At 72.9% G+C, this 18,712-nt stretch carries 13 protein-coding genes; 7 read left to right on the top strand and 6 right to left on the bottom strand.

Annotated elements, in window-relative coordinates:
- Positions 1-79: 79 nt before the first annotated feature.
- Both AB0C75_RS08545 and AB0C75_RS08540 read right to left on the bottom strand, forming a co-directional pair.
- Complete coding sequence (locus tag AB0C75_RS08545; protein WP_362888403.1) at positions 80-1,705, bottom strand: M23 family metallopeptidase; 1,626 nt, start codon at positions 1,703-1,705, stop codon at positions 80-82.
- A 238-nt stretch (positions 1,706-1,943) separates the two neighbouring features.
- Positions 1,944-2,915 (bottom strand): alpha/beta fold hydrolase, encoded by a 972-nt coding sequence (locus AB0C75_RS08540; protein ID WP_362888401.1) that lies wholly within the window; start codon positions 2,913-2,915, stop codon positions 1,944-1,946.
- A 350-nt stretch (positions 2,916-3,265) separates the two neighbouring features.
- On the opposite strand from AB0C75_RS08540, the gene AB0C75_RS08535 reads away from it, so the two are divergent.
- Positions 3,266-3,679: a cobalamin B12-binding domain-containing protein gene (locus AB0C75_RS08535; RefSeq protein ID WP_362888399.1), complete on the top strand. Its 414-nt coding sequence runs from the start codon at positions 3,266-3,268 to the stop codon at positions 3,677-3,679.
- Positions 3,680-3,721: 42 nt separating this feature from the next.
- Here the strand turns inward: AB0C75_RS08535 and AB0C75_RS08530 are convergent, their stop codons facing one another.
- Both AB0C75_RS08530 and AB0C75_RS08525 read right to left on the bottom strand, forming a co-directional pair.
- The gene (locus AB0C75_RS08530; RefSeq protein WP_362888397.1) at positions 3,722-5,350 is read right to left on the bottom strand and encodes a DUF5691 domain-containing protein; all 1,629 of its coding nucleotides are present in this window, start codon (positions 5,348-5,350) and stop codon (positions 3,722-3,724) included.
- A gap of 191 nt (positions 5,351-5,541) precedes the next feature.
- On the bottom strand, positions 5,542-6,924 hold the full coding sequence (locus tag AB0C75_RS08525; protein ID WP_362888395.1) for an SWIM zinc finger family protein: 1,383 nt from the start codon (positions 6,922-6,924) through the stop codon (positions 5,542-5,544).
- A 154-nt stretch (positions 6,925-7,078) separates the two neighbouring features.
- Here AB0C75_RS08525 and AB0C75_RS08520 point away from each other — a divergent pair, with 154 nt between their 5' ends.
- The 5 genes from AB0C75_RS08520 (at position 7,079) to sucD (ending at position 14,058) form a co-directional block, all read left to right on the top strand.
- Positions 7,079-8,191: an AAA family ATPase gene (locus AB0C75_RS08520; RefSeq protein WP_362888393.1), complete on the top strand. Its 1,113-nt coding sequence runs from the start codon at positions 7,079-7,081 to the stop codon at positions 8,189-8,191.
- The gene (locus AB0C75_RS08515) at positions 8,188-10,503 is read left to right on the top strand and encodes a DUF5682 family protein (protein WP_362888391.1); all 2,316 of its coding nucleotides are present in this window, start codon (positions 8,188-8,190) and stop codon (positions 10,501-10,503) included. Before AB0C75_RS08520 ends, AB0C75_RS08515 begins: the two co-directional genes overlap by 4 nt.
- A 16-nt stretch (positions 10,504-10,519) precedes the next feature.
- Positions 10,520-11,701, top strand: a complete 1,182-nt coding sequence (locus AB0C75_RS08510) for a VWA domain-containing protein (protein WP_362888389.1) — start codon at positions 10,520-10,522, stop codon at positions 11,699-11,701.
- Positions 11,702-11,970: 269 nt separating this feature from the next.
- Positions 11,971-13,152: an ADP-forming succinate--CoA ligase subunit beta gene (gene sucC, locus AB0C75_RS08505; RefSeq protein ID WP_362888387.1), complete on the top strand. Its 1,182-nt coding sequence runs from the start codon at positions 11,971-11,973 to the stop codon at positions 13,150-13,152.
- A gap of 21 nt (positions 13,153-13,173) precedes the next feature.
- Positions 13,174-14,058 carry a succinate--CoA ligase subunit alpha gene (sucD, locus tag AB0C75_RS08500; RefSeq protein ID WP_362888385.1) on the top strand — a complete coding sequence of 295 codons (885 nt, stop codon included), beginning with the start codon at positions 13,174-13,176 and terminating at the stop codon, positions 14,056-14,058.
- Positions 14,059-14,126: 68 nt separating this feature from the next.
- Here sucD and AB0C75_RS08495 read toward each other — a convergent pair whose 3' ends face one another.
- On the bottom strand, positions 14,127-15,698 hold the full coding sequence (locus tag AB0C75_RS08495; protein ID WP_362888383.1) for a helix-turn-helix domain-containing protein: 1,572 nt from the start codon (positions 15,696-15,698) through the stop codon (positions 14,127-14,129).
- Between the two features lie 149 nt (positions 15,699-15,847).
- Here AB0C75_RS08495 and AB0C75_RS08490 point away from each other — a divergent pair, with 149 nt between their 5' ends.
- Positions 15,848-17,527, top strand: coding sequence for a DUF6350 family protein (locus AB0C75_RS08490; RefSeq protein ID WP_362888670.1), 1,680 nt, complete (start codon positions 15,848-15,850; stop codon positions 17,525-17,527).
- A gap of 24 nt (positions 17,528-17,551) precedes the next feature.
- Here AB0C75_RS08490 and AB0C75_RS08485 read toward each other — a convergent pair whose 3' ends face one another.
- A complete protein-coding gene (locus AB0C75_RS08485; RefSeq protein ID WP_362888381.1) occupies positions 17,552-18,520 on the bottom strand; it encodes a hypothetical protein in 969 nt (322 codons plus the stop codon).
- Positions 18,521-18,712: the final 192 nt, after the last annotated feature.

Genomic DNA, 18,712 nt, shown 5'->3' with positions numbered 1-18,712 from the left:
AGCTCCGGCCGAAGCCCCAGCTCCGGCCGGCGGGTTCCGGTCTGGCCTGGCCTGGCCTGAGCTGGGGCGACCGGCCGCGTCAGTTCGGGTTGATCCCGTGGCTGCTGAGCCAGGGCATCGGGTCGATCGCCGAGCCGCCGCCGGGCCGTACCTCGAAGTGCAGGTGCGGGCCGGTGGAGTTGCCGGAGCTGCCCGAGTAGGCGATGACATCGCCGGCCTTGACCGGGCCGGAGCGGATCTTGGTGCTGCTGAGGTGGCAGTACCAGGTCTCGGTGCCGTCGGCCGCGGTGACGATGGCCATGTTCCCGTAGGCGCTGTTCCACTGGGTGCGGACGGTGCCGTCGGTCGCCGCCATGACGGAGGTGCCGTAGGTGACGGGGAAGTCGATGCCCGTGTGCACGGACATCCAGTTCACGCCGGCCTGGCCGTAGGTGGCGCTGAGGCCGTGCTGCTTCACGGGCAGCATGAACTTGGGGCGCGCTGCTTCTTTGCGCGCCGCCTCCTCCTCGCGCTTCTTCTTGTCGGCGGCCTGACGCTCCTTCAGGTCGATGCGCTCCTGGGTGCGGCTGGCGCGGTCGGCGAAGTTCTCGGCGTCGGCGTTGAGGTTGGCGAGCTGGGCGTCCAGCTTGTTGTTGGCCGCGACCGGCTTGACCGTGTCGGCGGCCGCCATGGACGTCGTGTCGTCCTTGGTCTCCTCGCCTCCGCCGACTCCACTCACCGAAGCGGCGGCGATGCCCGCGACGCTCATGACGCAGGCGGAGGGGACGGCGACGGTGAGGAGCGCGGAGCGCTTCGCGGGGGTGCGGCGCCGGCCACGGCCGCCGCTACGCGGGGCGGTGGAGCGGCCGACGGGGCGGGCGGATGCCGCGACGGAGGCGGATTCGGCGCTCATGTCGTCGGCGAGATCCTGCACCGGCCCGGCTTCGCCGGGGGCGCCGTCGTGAAGGTCCGGCGCCTCATCGAGGCCCGGGCCCGGGTCCGGGTGGCCGTGGAGGTCGTGGAACCCGTCCTGGGTACTGTCATGGGCGCCGTCGTGGGCGGCGAACTCGGCGGTCTCGTACGGCTCGTAGGGCACCGACTGGTGTTCGTACGAGGGATACGAAGTCTGTTCGGGGGCGTACGCGGCGTTCTCGGGCGTGGCGCCGGTGTTCCAGGCGGTGGCGTCGTAGGTGCCGGTGTCGGGGGACGTATAGCTCTCGTACCCCGCGGTCTCGAAGGTGGGGGCGGTGTACGTGCCCGTCCCGTAGACCGTGGTGTCGAACGTGGTGGTGGGGAAGGCGCCCGTGTCGCCCGCCGCCCACTGGTCCGCCTGGCCGGTGTGGTCCCAGCCGGCGGTGTTCCACTGGCCCGTCGCGTCGGGGGCCTGGGGGGCGGCCTGGGCGGGGATTCCGCCCTCGGGCATCCAGGTGGCGCCGGTGTCGTAACCCTGGGCGCCTGTGTCGTACCCCTGGGGTGCCTGCGGGTGGACCTGGGCGTCATAGGCGGCGTACGAGGCCTGCTGATGCGCGCCGGTGTCCCAGGAGTCGTTGGCGTAACCGCTGCCGTAGCCGCCGTCGTACGCCGGGGCGTAGCCGCCGCCGTACGTCGTCTCGTGGCTGCTGTCGTGCTGACCCGGCAGGGTGCCGAAGAGCGGGTCACTGTCGAAGCTGCCGGTGGAATGGCTGTCGTATCCGGCAGGCCCGGCGTGGGGGTGCTGGTCGTTCACCAACTTCTCTCTCGCCTCGGCAGCAGGACCTGTTCCGGGGTCCGGTGGGGGGATCCCAGGGTGACAGTGGCCGCGACTGTACCCGGCGGTAGGTGAGGACGACAATCTTCGGCGGCTTTCTGCCCCTCAGGAAACGGGCAATCGGCCGCCTTTCGGTGGACCGTGGAGACAGGCTTGGCACTATGTTCGAAGTCAGTTCTATTCCGCTGGGGTGTGTGGTGGTCCTGGGGTGGGAGATTCAGGCGACGGAGGCGGCTCCCGGAGCGCCGATCGCCGTGCCGTCGGACTCGAGTGCCTGACGGATCGCGGAAGCGACCGCGGGGTGGACCGGCAGGGCGAGATGACCGATACCCGTGACGCGGACGTTCACCGCGTCGAGGTCGGGGTGATCGACGCAGGCCGTCTCGACAGGGAGCATCACCCTGTCCAGCTCACTCCAGAAGCTGACGAACCGGGTGCGGCACCCGGGGGCGGGCCGACGCAGCTCCGCGATCAGATCCGAGCCGCCGCGCATCTGGCGGACGATGGGGTGTGCGCCCGCCAGAGGGGCCGCGGCGGTGCCGCCGTGCGGTGTGCCGAGGGTGACGAGCGTGCGCACCCGGCGGTCACCGCCGAGCCGCTGCACGTAGTACCGCGCGATCAGGCCGCCGAGGCTGTGGCCGACGATGTCGATCTCCCGGTGGCCTGTACGGGCGCAGATCTCCTCCACATGGCGGCCGAGCAGTTCGGCCGCTGTGCGGATGTCGCAGGTCAGGGGGGAGTAGTTGAGTGACTCCAGGTGGTGCCAGCCGTGCCGGCTCAGGGAGCGGCGGAGCAGGACGAACACGGAGCGGTTGTCGATGAAGCCGTGCAGCAGCACGACGGGCGGGTGGTCGTCGCTCGGGGCCGGCAGGGCGGTCGCCGCCGTATCCGCCGTATCCGCCGTGTCTGGTGCGTCCGCCGTATCCGGTGCGTCCGGTGCGTCCGGTGCGTTCAGTGCATCCGGTGTGTCCGCCGAACGGGTGAACCGTCCGGGTGTCGGTGTCGGTGTCGGTGTCGGCGTGGGCACGGGCTGTCGGCGCTCCGGGGTGAGGCCGGACGGATAGATGAGCACGTGCCCTGCGAGGATCACCAGCTCCAGTGCGGTGGCCCTGACCAGCGTGGACGACAGCCAGGCGGGGCGTAGAGACGGCTTGCGCAGCAGTAGGGGAAGGAAAGGCAGGACCTTCATGGCCGACCTCCTGCACTGGCGTGCGGGGGAGGCGGCTCCCTGCCCCGTACGCCCTCACGGGGATTGCCGCGGAGAGGTGGCCGGCGGCCCTGACGCTGCCGGGGGGTCGTACCACCGTGCCGTGCGGCTGACGGCGCGGTGGTACGACGACCTCGTTGCGGCTCCCCTGGCGGCGCTCCCCGCGCGGCCCACTGGGCCGCCCGGTGCTGGGAACGCTGCCGGCGAACATGTCCCATGTGTGATTTCCCCCTCCCGGTCCACCGCGAAACGACGCCGTGCGGGATGCTGTGGATAACGTTCGTTCACATCACCGGCCCCTCTGGGTCCGGGAGACGCATGTGGAGGCATTGATGGGTGTGACCGGTCCGATCCGTGTGGTGGTCGCCAAGCCTGGCCTCGACGGCCATGACCGCGGGGCCAAGGTGATCGCGCGGGCGCTGCGGGACGCGGGCATGGAGGTCATCTACACAGGGCTCCACCAGACCCCCGAGCAGATCGTGGACACGGCGATCCAGGAGGACGCCGACGCCATCGGTCTCTCGATCCTCTCGGGTGCGCACAACACGCTCTTCGCCAAGGTCATCGAGCTGTTGAAGGAGCGCGACGCCGAGGACATCAAGGTGTTCGGCGGCGGCATCATCCCCGAGGGGGACATCGGCCCGCTGAAGGAGCAGGGCGTCGCGGAGATCTTCACCCCGGGTGCGACGACGGCTTCGATCGTGGACTGGGTGAACGCTCATGTCCGCCAGCCCGCGGGGGCCTGAGCCCCCCGGTCAGCCTGTGCGGGGGGCCTGAGCCGCCCCCGGTCAGCCTGTGCCGTCCTGGGCCAGCTCCGCGTCCATGGCGGCGCGCAGGCGCAGGGTGGAGACCAGGCGCTGGAACGCCTCCGACCAGTAGTCACCCGCACCCGGTGACGCGTCTGCCGGTTCGTCGGGCGTGGTGGTGAGCACCGCGAGCCTGTCCCCCTCGGCGGGATTCAGGCAGCGCTCCGCGAGGCCCATCACCCCGCTGAAGCTCCAGGGGTAGCTCCCCGCGTCCCGGGCGATGTCCAGTGCGTCGACGACCGACCGGCCGAGCGGCACATCCCAGGGCACGGAGCAGACGCCGAGCAGTTGGAAGGCCTCGGACAGGCCGTGCGCGGCTATGAAACCGGCGACCCAGAGTGCCCGCTCGGCGGCAGGCAGGATGGCGAGGAGCTGCGACCGCTCCGCCAGCGACGCCGTCCCGGGGCCGTTCGCCAAGGGGGCCGAGGGGACGCCGAGCAGTGCCCGCGCCCAGTCGGGGTCCCGCTGCCGCACGGCGGCCCGGCACCAGGCGGCGTGCAGCTCACCGGCCCAGCCGTCGGCGACCGGCAGGATCACCAGCTCATCGGCGGTCCGGCCGCCGAACCTCTCCCGCCACACCCCGAGCGGGGTCGCCTCCACCAACTGGCCGAGCCACCAGGACCGTTCACCGCGCCCCGAGGGCGGTACCGGCACCACGCCGTCGCGCTGCATCGCGGCGTCGCACTCGTGCGGCGCCTCCACCGCGACGGATACGGCACCACCCGAGCGGTCGGGGTTCACACAGGACGTGGCACGGGCCGCCATCCGCCGGGCGAGCGCCGAGTCGGGCAGGGCGGACAGCAGCTCGGCGGCTGTGGAGCGCACGTTACGGCTGCGGTCCGTCAGGGCTTCCTCCAGGAACGCCTCGTCGGCCGCCGTAAGGCCCGACCGCAGAGAATCCAGGAACATCAGCCGGTCCTCGGCCCGCTCCGTGGACCACGTGGTGGCGAGCAGGGCCCTGGCCGCACCCGGGTCCTGGTCCCGCACGGCCCCGAGCAGCGCGACCCGCTCGGCGAAGAGGCCCTCATCCCAGAGCAGGCGCACCGCCTCCGGATCCGCTGTGCCCGGTCGCTGCGCGCCGCGTGACGCGGCACGCAGCGCGAATCTCCACTCCGGATTCAGCGCGGCCAGCCAGAGCCCGCGCGGCCCGGCGAAGGCCAGTACGTGCGGACGCAGATCCGTGCGCGCTCTCGCCGCGTCCAGCAGTGCGGGCAGCAGCTCCGCGGGCGCCCGGTAACCGTGCGCACCGGCCGAGGCCAGCCACTGGGGGATGAGCTCGGTCAGATCGGGAGCCGCTCCCCGCCGCCCGCCGTCCGGGGGCGCCGAGCGGTCCGCCAGCAGCTGGGCGAGCCTGCGGCGGGCGGCGGCGGGCAGCGGCGGCCGGGGATCGGCGGGTGCCGGCACGGGCAGGGCGGCGCCGGAGGCCGGCCGCAGAGCAGCCCTGCGCCGCACGGTGTGGACCGCCGCCGCGCCCAGCAGCGCCGCCGGTCCGACCACGGCACCGTCCTCCGCCCGCAGAGGGCGCCGGCCGGTGCCGAGCAGCGCCGAGGTGAGGAGCTCTTCCCACGGGGCGCTCACGGGCACGCCGGCCGTCGTGACTGTGGTGGGCATCGGGCGGTCCTTTCCGGTACTCAGGGAGAACTGGTGATCGGAGACGCGGTGCTCGGAGGAAGCGGTGCTGGGGGAATCGGCGCTGAGGTAGTCGGTGCTCGGAGCGCCGGGGCCCGGAGGACCGGGGCTGGGCGAACCGGGGTTGAGGAATCGGGAGCCAGGAAGTCGGCGGTGCGGGAGGGCGCGGCGCCTCACGCGAGCGCCACGGCTGCCGCGCTCGGTTCGTCGTCGTCGGAGGTCTCGGTGCACCAGGCCGCGAGCGGGTCGAAACCCCGGTGTCCGCACTCGCCGAACACCGTCAGGGGGCCGCCGCCGGACAGCGCCACGAGCTTCCACAGACCCGGCCGGGACAGCGCCGATGGTGCGACCGGCAGGGCGGAACCGTCCGCCGCGCCGACCAACTGCCAGCCGTCCCCGGACGGCGCGGGTATGACATCGCGCAGTGTGACCGGACAGGCGTCGAGCCACGGGTCGTCCCGCAGCGCGTGCCCGTACGCGGCGACGGCGTCGGCCGTGGTGCCGCCGGGCGGCGCCGCTGTCGTGACGACGGACTCGCCGAACTCCGGTCCCAGCTCGACCCGCAGCCTGCCGCCGCCCGGATACGGTGTCACCTCGGCGTCCAGCACCGTGCCCACCGGCAGCGACCTCGCGGGGGAACGCCCCGGTGCTCCGTAGGACAGGAACAGGGCGGTGCGGCCCGAATCCCTGCCGTACAGCCAGGTGCGCCGGGTGACGATCCTGCCGTCCGGTGTGTCGTACTGGGCGAGGACCAGCCAGTGGTCCCGGACAGCCGGTCCTTCGGCCGAAGCCGTCAGCCCCACTCTCGTCCGGACGGTCGCCGCCAGCGGTCCTGGCAGCCGGTCGATCCCGAGCCAGGCGGAGTCCAGCAGATGCAGGAGTGCGCACTCCTCCAGCAGTCGAGCGGGCCGGCCGGGGCCGGAAGCGGGGAGTGACCCCAACCCCCGCACACGTCTTGCGAGTCCTGGGGCCTGGGCGTCGACCATGCGGGCCGCGGTCTCCTCCCACAGCGCGTATTCGGGGTGGTCCGCAGCCGCCAGTCCACCGCGCACCAGATCGCCGAGCCGCTCCTCCAACTCCTGGGCACCGCCCGTGATGCGCTCGGCCCTGCGGGCGGCGCGACGCTCCGCAGCCCGGCTCGCCGGACCCCCGGGTGCCGCCCGCGGACGCCGGTCCGTCAGCCACTGTGCGACCCAGTCGGGCGGTTCCTCCACCCGCTCCTTCACCCGCTCCGGCGTCCGGTCGCCGGAGGCGTCGAGCAGCAGCAGCCCCAGGGCATGCCCGCACGGGGACGCCTCTTCGCCGCAACCGCAGGTGTACGCCGGCTCACGCGTGTCCACCGCCGTGCGGTACGGCGGGCCGTCGCCGCCCGCGCGGACGCCCCAGACCACGCCCGGACCGCCGAACCCCGTTTCGGACCAGGCGTGCTCCGAGGCGAACGCGCGACCCGTCTCGCTCGACGCCTCGTCAGGAGCCAGGCTCTGCGCCCCCTCCAGCGTCTGCCGAGCCGCCGGTCCGGCGGCTCGGCAGGATTCTCCCCCGTGAGTTAGCACCATGGATCCGACGGTAGGGCGCACCACTGACAATCGGTCCCGGCCGGACGGACCGGCCGGTCGGGCAGGGCGTCCGGGCCGGGGGCCGGGGGCCGATTGTCAGTGGCGTGGTGCACCGTGGAAACCGCATCGGATCGACCGATCCGGAGGGGGATCCATGACCGTGTCCGTACTGACCGACGCAGCAGGCGGCGAGGCCCTGAGGCCGCACGCCGAGCATGCCTTCGCCGACGAGCTCAAGGCTCTGGCCGCCGCCGACGACCGCCCGAGACCTGCCCGTTGGAAGCTCTCGCCGTGGGCCGTCTCCACCTATCTGCTCGGCGGGACGCTCGCGGACGGCACGCTGATCACACCGAAGTACGTGGGCCCACGCCGTCTCGTCGAAGTCGCCGTCACCACGCTCGCCACCGACCGGGCGCTGCTGCTTCTCGGCGTCCCGGGGACCGCCAAGACATGGGTGTCCGAGCACCTCGCCGCGGCCGTCAGCGGAGACTCGACCCTGCTCGTGCAGGGCACCGCGGGCACCCCCGAGGAAGCCGTCCGCTACGGATGGGACTACGCACGGCTGTTGGCCCACGGCCCCAGCCGCGAGGCACTGGTGCCGAGCCCCGTCATGCGGGCCATGGCCGAGGGCATGACCGCGCGCGTCGAGGAGCTCACGCGCATCCCCGCCGATGTGCAGGACGCGCTCATCACGATCCTGTCGGAGAAGACCCTGCCCGTCCCCGAGCTGGGGCAGGAGGTCCAGGCGGTGCGGGGGTTCAACCTCGTCGCCACGGCGAACGACCGCGACCGCGGGGTCAACGAGCTCTCCGGCGCCCTGCGCCGCCGGTTCAACACCGTCGTGCTGCCGCTGCCCGCGACGCCCGAGGAGGAGGTGGACATCGTGTCCCGGCGTGTGGCCCGGATCGGGCGCTCGCTCGACCTGCCTCCGGCTCCTGACGGCATGGCCGAGATCCGGCGGGTCGTCACGGTCTTCCGTGAACTGCGCGACGGCGTCACCACCGACGGCCGCACCAGACTCAAGTCGCCCTCGGGGACGCTGTCCACGGCCGAGGCCATCTCCGTCGTCACGGGAGGCCTCGCGCTCGCCGCCCACTTCGGCGACGGCGTCCTGCGGCCCGGGGACGTGGCGGCCGGCATCGTCGGGGCCGTCGTCCGTGACCCCACGGCCGACCAGGTGGTCTGGAAGGAGTACCTGGAGACGGTCGTCCGGGAGCGCGACGGCTGGAAGGACTTCTACCGTGCCTGCCGTGAGGCCGCCGAATGACACCCCGCGCCGGTGGGGCCGCCGTTCCCGGGGGGCCGCTGCTGCTGGGAGTGCGCCACCACGGCCCCGGCTCGGCCCGCGCGGTCCTGGCCGCCCTGGACTCCGTGCGGCCCGCGGCCGTGCTCGTCGAAGGACCGCCCGAGGGCGACGCGTTGCTGCCTCTGGCGGCGCACAGCGGCATGCGTCCGCCGGTCGCGCTCCTCGCCCATGCCGTGGACGATCCGGGGCGTGCCGCGTTCTGGCCGCTGGCCGAGTTCTCGCCCGAGTGGGTGGCGATCCGCTGGGCGTCGGCGCACGGGATTCCGGTGCGCTTCGTGGACCTGCCGGCCGCGCACTCCCTGGCGTTGGCGGAACAGCGGGATGACGCCCGGGAGGATGCCCCGGGGCAGGTCGCGGAGGATGGCGCGCCGGGCATCGACCCCATCGGGATCCTCGCCGGAGCCGCGGGCCACGACGACTCCGAGCACTGGTGGGAGGACGTCGTCGAGCACCGCGCGGCCGACGGACGGCCGGCCGATCCGTGTGCCCCGTTCACCGCGCTCGCCGAGGCGATGACCGCACTGCGTGAGGCGTACGGGGACGGGGGACATCCGCAGGACGCGGTCCGGGAGGCCGCGATGCGTCTGAAACTGCGCGCCGCCCGCAAGGAGTTCGGCGACGGCATCGCCGTGGTCTGCGGCGCCTGGCATGTCCCGGCGCTCGGCGCGCGGACGACCGTCGCCGCCGACCGGGCGCTCCTCAAGGGGATGCCCAAGGTCAAGGCGGAGCTGACCTGGGTGCCCTGGACGCACCGCAGGCTCGCACGGCACAGCGGATACGGCGCCGGGATCGAATCCCCCGGCTGGTACGGGCATCTGTTCGGCGCCCCGGACCGGCCCGTCGAGCGCTGGATGACGAAGGTGGCCGGACTGCTGCGCGACACGGACCGGGCAGTGTCCTCCGCGGACGTCATCGAGGCCGTCCGGCTCGCCGGGACACTGGCGGCCCTGCGCGACCGTCCGGCCGTCGGACTGGCCGAGGCCACCGACGCGGTCAGAGCGGTCATGTGCGGGGGATCCGATGTGCCGCTCGCTCTCGTGCGGGACCGGCTCGTCGTCGGGGAGATCCTCGGCGAGGTCCCCGACACCGCCCCCGCCGTCCCCCTCCAGCGCGACCTGGACCGGCAGCAGCGCAGGCTGAGGATCGCACCCGAGGCGCGGAGACGTGAGCTGGAGCTCGATCTGCGCAAGGACACCGACGCGGCCCGCAGCAGGCTGCTGCACCGGCTGAGGCTCCTCGGCGTGCACTGGGGCGAACCCACCGCGGGCCGGGGCAGCACGGGGACGTTCCGGGAGAGCTGGCGGCTGCGCTGGGAGCCCGAGCTCCACGTCCGGGTCGCCGAGGCCGGTGTCTGGGGTACCACCGTGCTCGGAGCCGCGACGGCCAGGGCCGAGGCGGACGCCCTGTCCGCGTCCTCTCTCGCCGGGGTCACCGCGCTCGCCGAGCGGTGCCTCCTGGCAGGCCTGCCCGAGGCGCTGCCGGTCGTGATGAGGGCCCTCTCCGACCGGGCCGCCCTCGATGCGGACGTCGGCCACCTCGCCGACGCGCTGCCCGCCCTGGCCCGCGCCCTGCGTTACGGGGACGTGCGCTCCACCGGCACCTCGGCCCTGGGAGAGGTGGCGGTCGGTATCGCCGAGCGCGTCTGTGTGGGCCTGCCGCCCGCCTGCACCGGCCTCGACGCGGACGCGGCGGCGGAGGCCCACCGGCGGGTGGACGGCGTGCACACCGCGATAGGGCTGCTCGCCGGCGCCGTACGGGCGGACGGGCTGCCCGAGCGGTGGGCCGGCGTCCTGCACAAGCTGTCCACCAGGGACGCCGTCGTCGGTGCGGTCCGGGGCCGTGCCACACGACTGCTCCTGGACGACGGGCGGCTGGAGGGGAGCGAGGCCGCGCGACTGATGGGCCTTGCCCTCTCGGCCGGCACCGCGCCTCCCGATGCGGCGGCCTGGATCGAGGGGTTCGTCGGGGCAGCGGCGGGCGGCGGTCTGCTGCTCGTCCATGACGAGCGGCTCCTCGGGCTCGTGGACACCTGGCTGACGGGTATACCGGCCGACACGTTCACCGGCGTACTGCCCCTGCTGCGCCGCACGTTCGCCGCCTACGAGCCAGGCGCCCGGCGCGCACTCGGTGAGCTCGTGCGCCGCGGGCCGGGCTCCGGCAGGGCGCGCGACGAGGACGTACCCGCCGCGCCGGGCTTCGGTGAAGGGCTCGACGAGCAGCGGGCGGACGCGGTGGTCCCGGTGCTCCGGCTGCTCCTCGGTCAGGACGGATGAGAAGGAGGCGAGGGTGATGGACACGACCGACACCGCCGACGAGCGGCTGCGGCGCTGGCGCCTGGTGCTCGGCGCGGACAGTGCCGAAGGCACGGGCCGTGCGCTCACCGGAGGTGACGCGGCGATGGACGAGGCGCTGACCGCGCTCTACGAAGGGGGGAAGAAGCCCAGGGGCAGGGGGCGGGCCGAGCGTTCCGGGGGGCTCGGGGCGTCCGCGCCGTCGGTGGTCCGCTGGCTCGGCGACATCCGTACGTACTTCCCGGCCTCCGTCGTCCAGGTCATGCAGCGCGACGCGATCGACCGCCTCGGGCTCTCCGCCCTGCTGCTGGAGCCGGAGATGCTGGAGGCCGTGGAACCCGACGTCCATCTGGTCGGCACCCTGCTCTCGCTCGGCAGGGCCATGCCGGAGACGACGAAGGAGACGGCCAGGGCCGTCGTTCGCAAGGTCGTCGATGACCTGGAGCGCCGGCTGGCCACCCGCACCAGGGCGACGCTCACCGGCGCTCTGGACCGCTCGGCCAGGGTGGGCCGGCCGCGCCACCGGGACATCGACTGGGACCGCACGATCCGGGCCAACCTGAAGCACTACGTGCCGCTGCCCGGCCGGGAAGACGCGGGCACGGTGATACCCGAGCGCCTCATCGGGTACGGGCGCACGGACCGGTCCGTGAAGAAGGATGTCGTCCTCTGCGTCGACCAGTCGGGGTCCATGGCCCCCTCCGTCGTCCACGCCTCGGTCTTCGGCGCGGTGCTCGCCTCGACGCGGACCCTGTCGACCCGGTTCGTCGTGTTCGACACGGCCGTCGTCGATCTCACCGACCAGCTCGACGACCCGGTCGACGTCCTCTTCGGCACGCGGCTCGGCGGGGGGACGGACATCAACCGCGCGCTCGCCTACTGCCAGTCGAAGATCACCCGTCCGGCGGACACCGTCGTCGTCCTCATCAGCGATCTGCACGAGGGAGGGATCCGTGACGAGATGATCGGGCGGGTCAGGGCGATGAAGGCGTCCGGCGTGCAGTTCGTGACGCTGCTCGCGCTCTCCGACGAGGGCGAGCCGTCCTACGACCGTGAGCACGCCGCCGCGTTCGGGGCGCTCGGCGCCCCGGCCTTCGCATGCACACCTGACCTCTTCCCCGAGGTCATGGCGGCGGCGATCGAGAAGCGGCCCCTCCCGATACCGGGCATCGCCCGATGACCGGACGAGGGCCGCCCCGAGGGGGCCGGCGGAGACGTCGTTTTGTCCCTCGTAACCCGGCTACCAGCAGGGTCTGTGACCGGTATCACCGCTCAGGTGTGATCTGCAATTTAGGGTCCGGCGTGGCGTGGGGGATAACCTGCCGGATGGACATGCCGCGTACTCGGCCACCGTGTGCGCCTCCCTAGTGACTGCGCAGTCACGTTGCCCTCGCGGCACGCCCACGCAGAAAGACGAACCGCGAGACCACTAAATAGGGACGGACGCGCGTGGACCTGTTCGAGTACCAGGCGAGGGACCTCTTCGCCAAGCACGGTGTACCGGTGCTGGCCGGTGAAGTCATCGACACGCCTGAGGCAGCCCGCGAGGCGACCGAGCGGCTGGGTGGCAAGTCAGTCGTCAAGGCGCAGGTGAAGGTCGGCGGCCGCGGCAAGGCCGGCGGCGTGAAGCTGGCCGCCAATCCCGACGAGGCGGTCGCCCGGGCGACCGACATCCTCGGCATGGACATCAAGGGCCACACGGTCCACAACGTGATGATCGCCGAGCTGTCTCCGGAGATCGAGGCGGAGTACTACGTCTCGTACCTCCTCGACCGCACCAACCGCACTTTCCTGGCCATGGCCTCGGTGCAGGGCGGCATGGACATCGAGGAGGTCGCGGAGAAGACCCCCGAGGCCCTCGCGAAGGTCCCGGTCAACGCTGTCGACGGGGTCGACATCGTCAAGGCCCGCGAGATCGTGGCCCAGGCGAAGTTCCCGGCCGACGTGGCCGAGGGTGTCGCCGAGGCCCTGGTGACCCTGTGGGACACCTTCGTCGCGGAGGACGCCCTCCTCGTCGAGGTCAACCCGCTGGTGAAGACCAAGGACGGCCGCATCCTGGCCCTGGACGGAAAGGTGTCTCTCGACGAGAACGCCGACTTCCGCCAGCCCGGCCACGAGGCGCTCGAGGACAAGGCCGCGGCCAACCCGCTCGAGGCCGCCGCCAAGGCCAAGAACCTCAACTACGTCAAGCTCGAGGGCGAGGTCGGCATCATCGGTAACGGTGCCGGTCTGGTCATGTCGACCCTGGACGTCGTCGCGTACGCCGGTGAGCAGCACGGCAACGTGAAGCCCGCCAACTTCCTCGACATCGGTGGCGGCGCCTCCGCAGAGGTCATGGCGAACGGCCTGGAGATCATCCTCGGGGACGCCGACGTCAAGTCCGTCTTCGTCAACGTCTTCGGTGGCATCACCGCCTGCGACGAGGTCGCCAACGGCATCGTCCAGGCTCTGGAGCTCCTCAAGTCCAAGGGCGAGGACGTCACCAAGCCGCTGGTCGTGCGCCTCGACGGCAACAACGCGGAGCTGGGTCGCAAGATCCTCTCCGACGCCAACCACCCGCTCGTTCAGCGTGTGGACACCATGGACGGCGCGGCCGACAAGGCCGCCGAGCTCGCCGCGGCTGCGAAGTAAAGGACGAGGGACTCCAACACCATGGCTATCTTCCTCACCAAGGACAGCAAGGTCATCGTCCAGGGGATGACCGGCGCCACGGGCATGAAGCACACCAAGCTCATGCTGGCCGACGGCACCAACATCGTCGGTGGCGTGAACCCGCGTAAGGCGGGCACCTCCGTCGACTTCGACGGCACCGAGGTACCCGTATTCGGGTCCGTCGCCGAGGCGATCGAGAAGACGGGCGCCGATGTGTCCGTCCTCTTCGTGCCGCCGGCCTTCTCGAAGGCCGCCGTCGTCGAGGCGATCGACGCCGAGATCCCGCTGGCCGTCGTGATCACCGAGGGCATCGCCGTTCACGACTCGGCCGCCTTCTGGGCGTACGCCAACGCGAAGGGCAACAAGACCCGGATCATCGGCCCGAACTGCCCCGGTCTGATCACCCCCGGTCAGTCCAACGCCGGCATCATCCCGGGCGACATCACCAAGCCCGGCCGCATCGGTCTCGTGTCCAAGTCCGGCACGCTGACCTACCAGATGATGTACGAGCTCCGTGACATCGGCTTCTCGTCGGCCGTCGGCATCGGTGGCGACCCGGTCATCGGCACGACGCACATCGACGCGCTCGCCGCGTTCGAGGCCGACCCCGAGACGGACCTCATCGTGATGATCGGCGAGATCGGTGGCGACGCCGAGGAGCGTGCGGCCGACTACATCGCGAAGAACGTCACGAAGCCGGTCGTCGGCTACGTCGCGGGCTTCACCGCACCCGAGGGCAAGACCATGGGCCACGCCGGCGCCATCGTCTCCGGCTCCTCCGGTACGGCCGCAGGCAAGAAGGAGGCCCTCGAGGCCGCGGGCGTGAAGGTCGGCAAGACGCCGACCGAGACCGCCAAGCTGGCGCGCGAGATCCTCGGCGGCTGACCGCCACCGCGTGAACGGCGCGGGCCCGCACCCCTCGGAGAAGGGGTGCGGGCCCGCGCCGTTTCCGTTCAGGGAATGTGTGGAACCAGTCGCTCCGGGCCGTGCGTGAACTGGCCCTTCAGCGCCTTCTCCAGCTTCAGGTCCTGCGGGGTCAGCTTCTCGGGCCCGCCCCGTGGCGGGACGCCGCCGACGGGCTCGGCGGGATACAGCGGCTGCTCGTACTGCGTGGGTGCCGTGTGCAGGGTGAAGGCGGTCGTGCTGATGAGCAGTACGCCGAAGCAGAGCGCCGCCCGGGTCCAGAGCCGGGCGATGCGCTGGCTGCCCGCGCGGACGGCGGTGGCCGGTGGCGGCTCGGGCACCTCTTCCGCGAGGGCGAGTGCGCCCAGTCGCTCCCGGAGCACCGGGGACCTGCCGCCGGACTCCGTGGGCGCAGCGGGTTCCGCCAGCTCGGGGAGCCGCTCGGCGACCGCGGCCCGTGCGTTAAGCAGCCTGCTCGCCGTGGCCGGAGTGCTCGCCTCCGTCTCCGCGGCCGTCTCCGGCAGTCCCAGGCCCACGCCGTCGTGGAGCAGCAGGGTGCGCCGGTAGGAGGCCGGCAGGCCCAGCAGCGCGTCGAGCAGCGCACGCCGCGCCGGGTCGTCGGGCGCCGCGTCGACCCGACGGTGGGTGCGGCGCAGCTGATGCCAGGGCGACATCGCGTACTCGTACGAGGCCGCCCGCACCCAGCCCGCCGGATCACGGTCCCTGGCCACCTCGGGCCAGCGCTGCCAGGCGATCCGGAAGGCGTGTTCCACGGCTTCCCGGGCGAGCTTCCGGCGACCGGTCAGCAGATACATCTGACGGGTGAGGCCAGGGGCGGTACGGCCGTACAGCGTGTCGTACGCCTCCTCGGGAGTGAGGCCGTCCCGGGGCGACGGGACGGGCCCAGCCCCGTCCGGCGCCGCGGGGACGGGGGCGGGTGCTACGGGGGGCTCGGGTGCCGCGGGTTCCGGCACCGCCACCTCCGGCGCGGGGTCTTCGGATGTGGGGGCCTCCGGCGCTGTGGTCTCCGGCGCTGTGGTCCACGTCGCGGAGGCTTCCGGCACCGTTGCCTCCGGCACTGCGGCTTCCGGGGCCGGGTCTTCGGATGTGGGGGCCTCCGAAGTTGCTGTTTGCGGCGCCGTCGAGACCGGCGCTGCGGCATCCAGCGCGTCCGTTTCCGGCGCCGTCGAATCCGGCGCCGTCGAATCCGGCGTCACCGAGTCCGGTGCGTCCGAGTCCGGGGCAGCCTCGTCCGGGGCGGGCCTTTTCGGTTCGGGGGTGCTTCGGGTGTCCGCAGGGGCGGTGCCGGGCTCGGCCGGGGGTGTCGTGCTGCTCCCGGTGGTCCCGCTGCTCCCGGTGGTCCCGATGGTCTCAGTGCTCCCGGTGGTCGGCGGTGGCGTGGGGCGGTCATCGGCGCAGCCGAGCAGCCGTGCGTACGCCGCGCGCCGACGGCCCCGGGGGTTCGTGCGCCCCGTTTCCCAGGCGCGGACGGTCGCGGGCGTGACCCCCACGGCCGCCGCGACCTGTTCCTCACTCAGTGCCTTCGCCTCGCGCAGTCTGCGGCGCTCCTTGGGGGAGGGCAGCGGGGCTCCGGGTGCCGGTCCTGTGCTGCTCCGCGTCATGCCAGGCCTCCGTCCGCGAGGGCACTGCACTGGGTGAAAAAGTACATAAACGTATATTGGGCGACACAGCGGCCATTGGCCCGTTACACGAAATAAGCGCGTGTCGTTGGCAGCATGGCCGCGTGACCCAAGTGACCGAACGCAGCCCGATGTTGTCGGCCGAGCGCACCAGGTCCGTCGCCTTGGCCTACGCTTTCGTGCGCGGAGTGCTGGCGGCGGGGCTCGGGCTCGGCTCGCTCGCCGTCCTGGTCATGGTGCTGTGGATCAGCTCTCCGTACCCCGACAGCGGGCCCGGCGGGGCCTTCCAGGTGGCGACCGGGATCTGGCTGCTGGCCCACGGCGCCGATCTCGTCAGAGCCGACACACTGAGCGGCCACCCCGCACCGGTGGCGACGGTCCCGCTGCTGCTCGTGGTGCTGCCCGTGTGGCTGGTGCACCGCGCCGCCCGGGACTCGGCGGAGACCGAGGGGGAGGCTTCGGGCGAGCACTCGGCGCTGGGGGCGTTCTGCGCGGTGACCGCCGGATATCTGCTGGTGATGCTCGGGGCGGCGGCCTACGCGGGTGACGGGGCACTCCCCGCCGACCGGACCTCGCTCGCCTTCCCCGTCACCTTCGTGGTGGCCGGCGCGGCGGCAGCGGGGGCGTGGGCGGCGCGTGGGCGGCCCCTGACGCCGCTACTGGTCTGGGCGCCGCTGAGACTGCAGGAGGCTGCCGCCCGCTCCCGTTTCCGGTCCGGCGCCGGAGTTGCCCTGCGGTCGGCGGCCGCGGGGGTGCTCATGCTGCTCGGCGGCGGGGCGCTGCTGGTCGCGGTGGCGCTGGTGTGGCACACGGGGGCGGCGAGGGACTCGTTCCTGGGCCTGTCGGGTGACTGGGCGGGCCGGGTCTCCGTCCTCCTGCTGGCCATGGCGCTCGTGCCGAACGCGGCGATGTGGGGTGCCGCGTACGGTCTCGGGCCTGGATTCGCCCTCGGTACGGCGTCGATGGCCACCCCGCTCGCGTTCACCGGGCCTCCTGCGCTGCCGGACTTCCCCCTGCTCGCCGCGGTGCCGGCCCACGGCCCGGGAACGGCCGCGAACTGGGCGGCGGTCGCGGTGCCGGTCCTGGCGGCCCTGACCCTCGCCCGGTTCGTCGCACGGGCAGCGGCCCCGGTGTGCGGGGCGCGCGAGGAGGCGTGGGGGCAGGCCCGTACCGCGCTGGTGGCAGGACTCGCCGCGGTGGGCTGCGCGGCGGGCGCGGCGGTGCTGGCGGCGTCGTCCGGCGGCCCGCTGGGCACCGGGGCTCTGGCGGAGTTCGGCCCCGTGTGGTGGCTGGTGGGTCCGGCCACGCTCGCCTGGACGGCCGTGATCGGCGTACCGGCGGCGTTGCTGCTCAGGGCATGGCGGTTGCGGGAACACCGGTGGGGATGGCGGTGGGAAGCGGCGAAGGGGGAGCAGGCGAAGACGGGAGCCGGGCAGGAGCCGGAACCGGGGCAGGATCCGGAGCCGGGGCGGAAGCCTGGGCAGAGGACGGAGAAGGAGCCCGGGGGAGCGGGCGGGGCCGGGGGCGGGGACGTCGACGCGGAGCCGTACGACTTCCTGTGGGCAGGCCCCTGGCACGAGGACGGGAAGCGCGCGGCGCGATGGGCTGCGCTCAAGAGGAACTCGGGCGGACTGATGGCGGACTTCCCGGCCGTCACGGACAAGGACCCGAGCCCGAAGTCCGAACCTGAACCCGCGCCCGAGCCCGAACCCAACCCCGAGCCCGAGCCCGAACCCGAGCCCGATACGCCGACCGGTCGGGTTCCGGATGCCCAGAGGCAACCGGAACCCGACCGGGACACCGCTCCGTAGCCAGCCAGCCAGCCGGCCGGCCCGCTACTTCTTCACGCCGAAGAAGGGCTCCAGCGGGTCGGGCAGCTTGTCGTTGCAGGCGATCGCGCCGGACTTGGTGAGCGCGTCGTTCACGCACGTGTAGTAGTCGCGGTAGACCAACTGGACCGTGTAGCCGGTGGCCACGATCGCCAGAGCGAGCAGCGCCGTCACCAGACCGCTGACGGCCGCCGTCGTCTGCTGCCGGCTGCTGCCCTGCGCGACCCCGCGGGTGCGAGCGGTGGGAGCGACCCCCGTCGCCGGGGGCGTGGTGGTGCGGTCCTGACCGCTCGTGCCGGACACCGCGGCCTGTCCCGCGCCCGTCGGCTCGGTCTTCCGGGGCCCACCGCGAAGGGCGCTGATCGCCCAGTACACGGCGAGGGCGCCGAGGAGCATCGCGATCTCGGGGAGGTCGAAGAGGGCGAAGAAGAACGCCCACATGCCGCCCAGCACCGCATAGCGAGCACGTCGCTGAGCGGGGTCGGTCGGGTCCCAGCGCAGCCCGGGGGGACTGCCCTCGGGTCCACCGCCCTGGCCGCCCGGCCCTGTGCCGCCCGCGCCGCCCGGACGGCCGCCGAAACCGCCGCTCTGGCGGCCTGGCTGCTGGTCGCTCCACTGGCTGCCCCAGACGGGGCGGTCGTCGGACTGACCTCCGGAGCCGTCACCGCCTCCCCCCTCACCGTTTCCGCCCCCGTTGCCCTGCTGTCCCGGCGCGTGGGAGGGGTGGCGGGGCTGCCAGGGCTGGTCGGGCCGGTCCTCGGGCGGTGCAGCGAACGGATTGTCGTCGGACGACCCGGAGGACCCCCGACCGGATGACGATCCCCGACCCGATGAGGAGCCCGAGCCCGATGAGGACCCCGAGCCCGACGAGGAGCCCGAGGGTGAGTCCGGCGATGAGGACTGGCGTTCCCGCATCAGCGTGGATGCCCGCTCGGGCAGCGGGTGGCCAAGGGCGGTGCGGAGGCGGTCCGGCATGTGGTGAACGTCTTCCCCATCTCGTCATTTCCGCCCGGGGGCGGTTCCCTGTCCCCTGACGCTACCTCCCGGCTACGCCCCCGTCCCGTGGGGGCCGCCGGGTGTGCCGGTATCGTTGCTGACGGTCGGAGCGTTCGTAGAGTTCCCCGTATCCCGGGGTGAGCTTCTTTCGTACGACCATACAAACGCACC

The organism is Streptomyces sp. NPDC048565, from assembly GCF_040650935.1.
GTDB lineage: Bacteria > Actinomycetota > Actinomycetes > Streptomycetales > Streptomycetaceae > Streptomyces.
Note: the sequence above shows the minus strand (reverse complement) of the source record. Positions and strands in the feature narration are given on the sequence as shown.

Excerpts from the sequence above, each read along its gene's own strand:
- AB0C75_RS08540 (WP_362888401.1), bottom strand. The coding sequence starts at position 2,915 with ATGAAGGTCCTGCCTTTCCTTCCCCTACTGCTGCGCAAGCCGTCTCTA.
- AB0C75_RS08535 (WP_362888399.1), top strand. The coding sequence starts at position 3,266 with ATGGGTGTGACCGGTCCGATCCGTGTGGTGGTCGCCAAGCCTGGCCTC.
- AB0C75_RS08530 (WP_362888397.1), bottom strand. The coding sequence starts at position 5,350 with ATGCCCACCACAGTCACGACGGCCGGCGTGCCCGTGAGCGCCCCGTGG.
- AB0C75_RS08525 (WP_362888395.1), bottom strand. The coding sequence starts at position 6,924 with ATGGTGCTAACTCACGGGGGAGAATCCTGCCGAGCCGCCGGACCGGCG.
- AB0C75_RS08520 (WP_362888393.1), top strand. The coding sequence starts at position 7,079 with ATGACCGTGTCCGTACTGACCGACGCAGCAGGCGGCGAGGCCCTGAGG.
- AB0C75_RS08515 (WP_362888391.1), top strand. The coding sequence starts at position 8,188 with ATGACACCCCGCGCCGGTGGGGCCGCCGTTCCCGGGGGGCCGCTGCTG.
- AB0C75_RS08510 (WP_362888389.1), top strand. The coding sequence starts at position 10,520 with ATGGACACGACCGACACCGCCGACGAGCGGCTGCGGCGCTGGCGCCTG.
- sucD (WP_362888385.1), top strand. The coding sequence starts at position 13,174 with ATGGCTATCTTCCTCACCAAGGACAGCAAGGTCATCGTCCAGGGGATG.
- AB0C75_RS08495 (WP_362888383.1), bottom strand. The coding sequence starts at position 15,698 with ATGACGCGGAGCAGCACAGGACCGGCACCCGGAGCCCCGCTGCCCTCC.
- AB0C75_RS08490 (WP_362888670.1), top strand. The coding sequence starts at position 15,848 with ATGTTGTCGGCCGAGCGCACCAGGTCCGTCGCCTTGGCCTACGCTTTC.
- AB0C75_RS08485 (WP_362888381.1), bottom strand. The coding sequence starts at position 18,520 with ATGCCGGACCGCCTCCGCACCGCCCTTGGCCACCCGCTGCCCGAGCGG.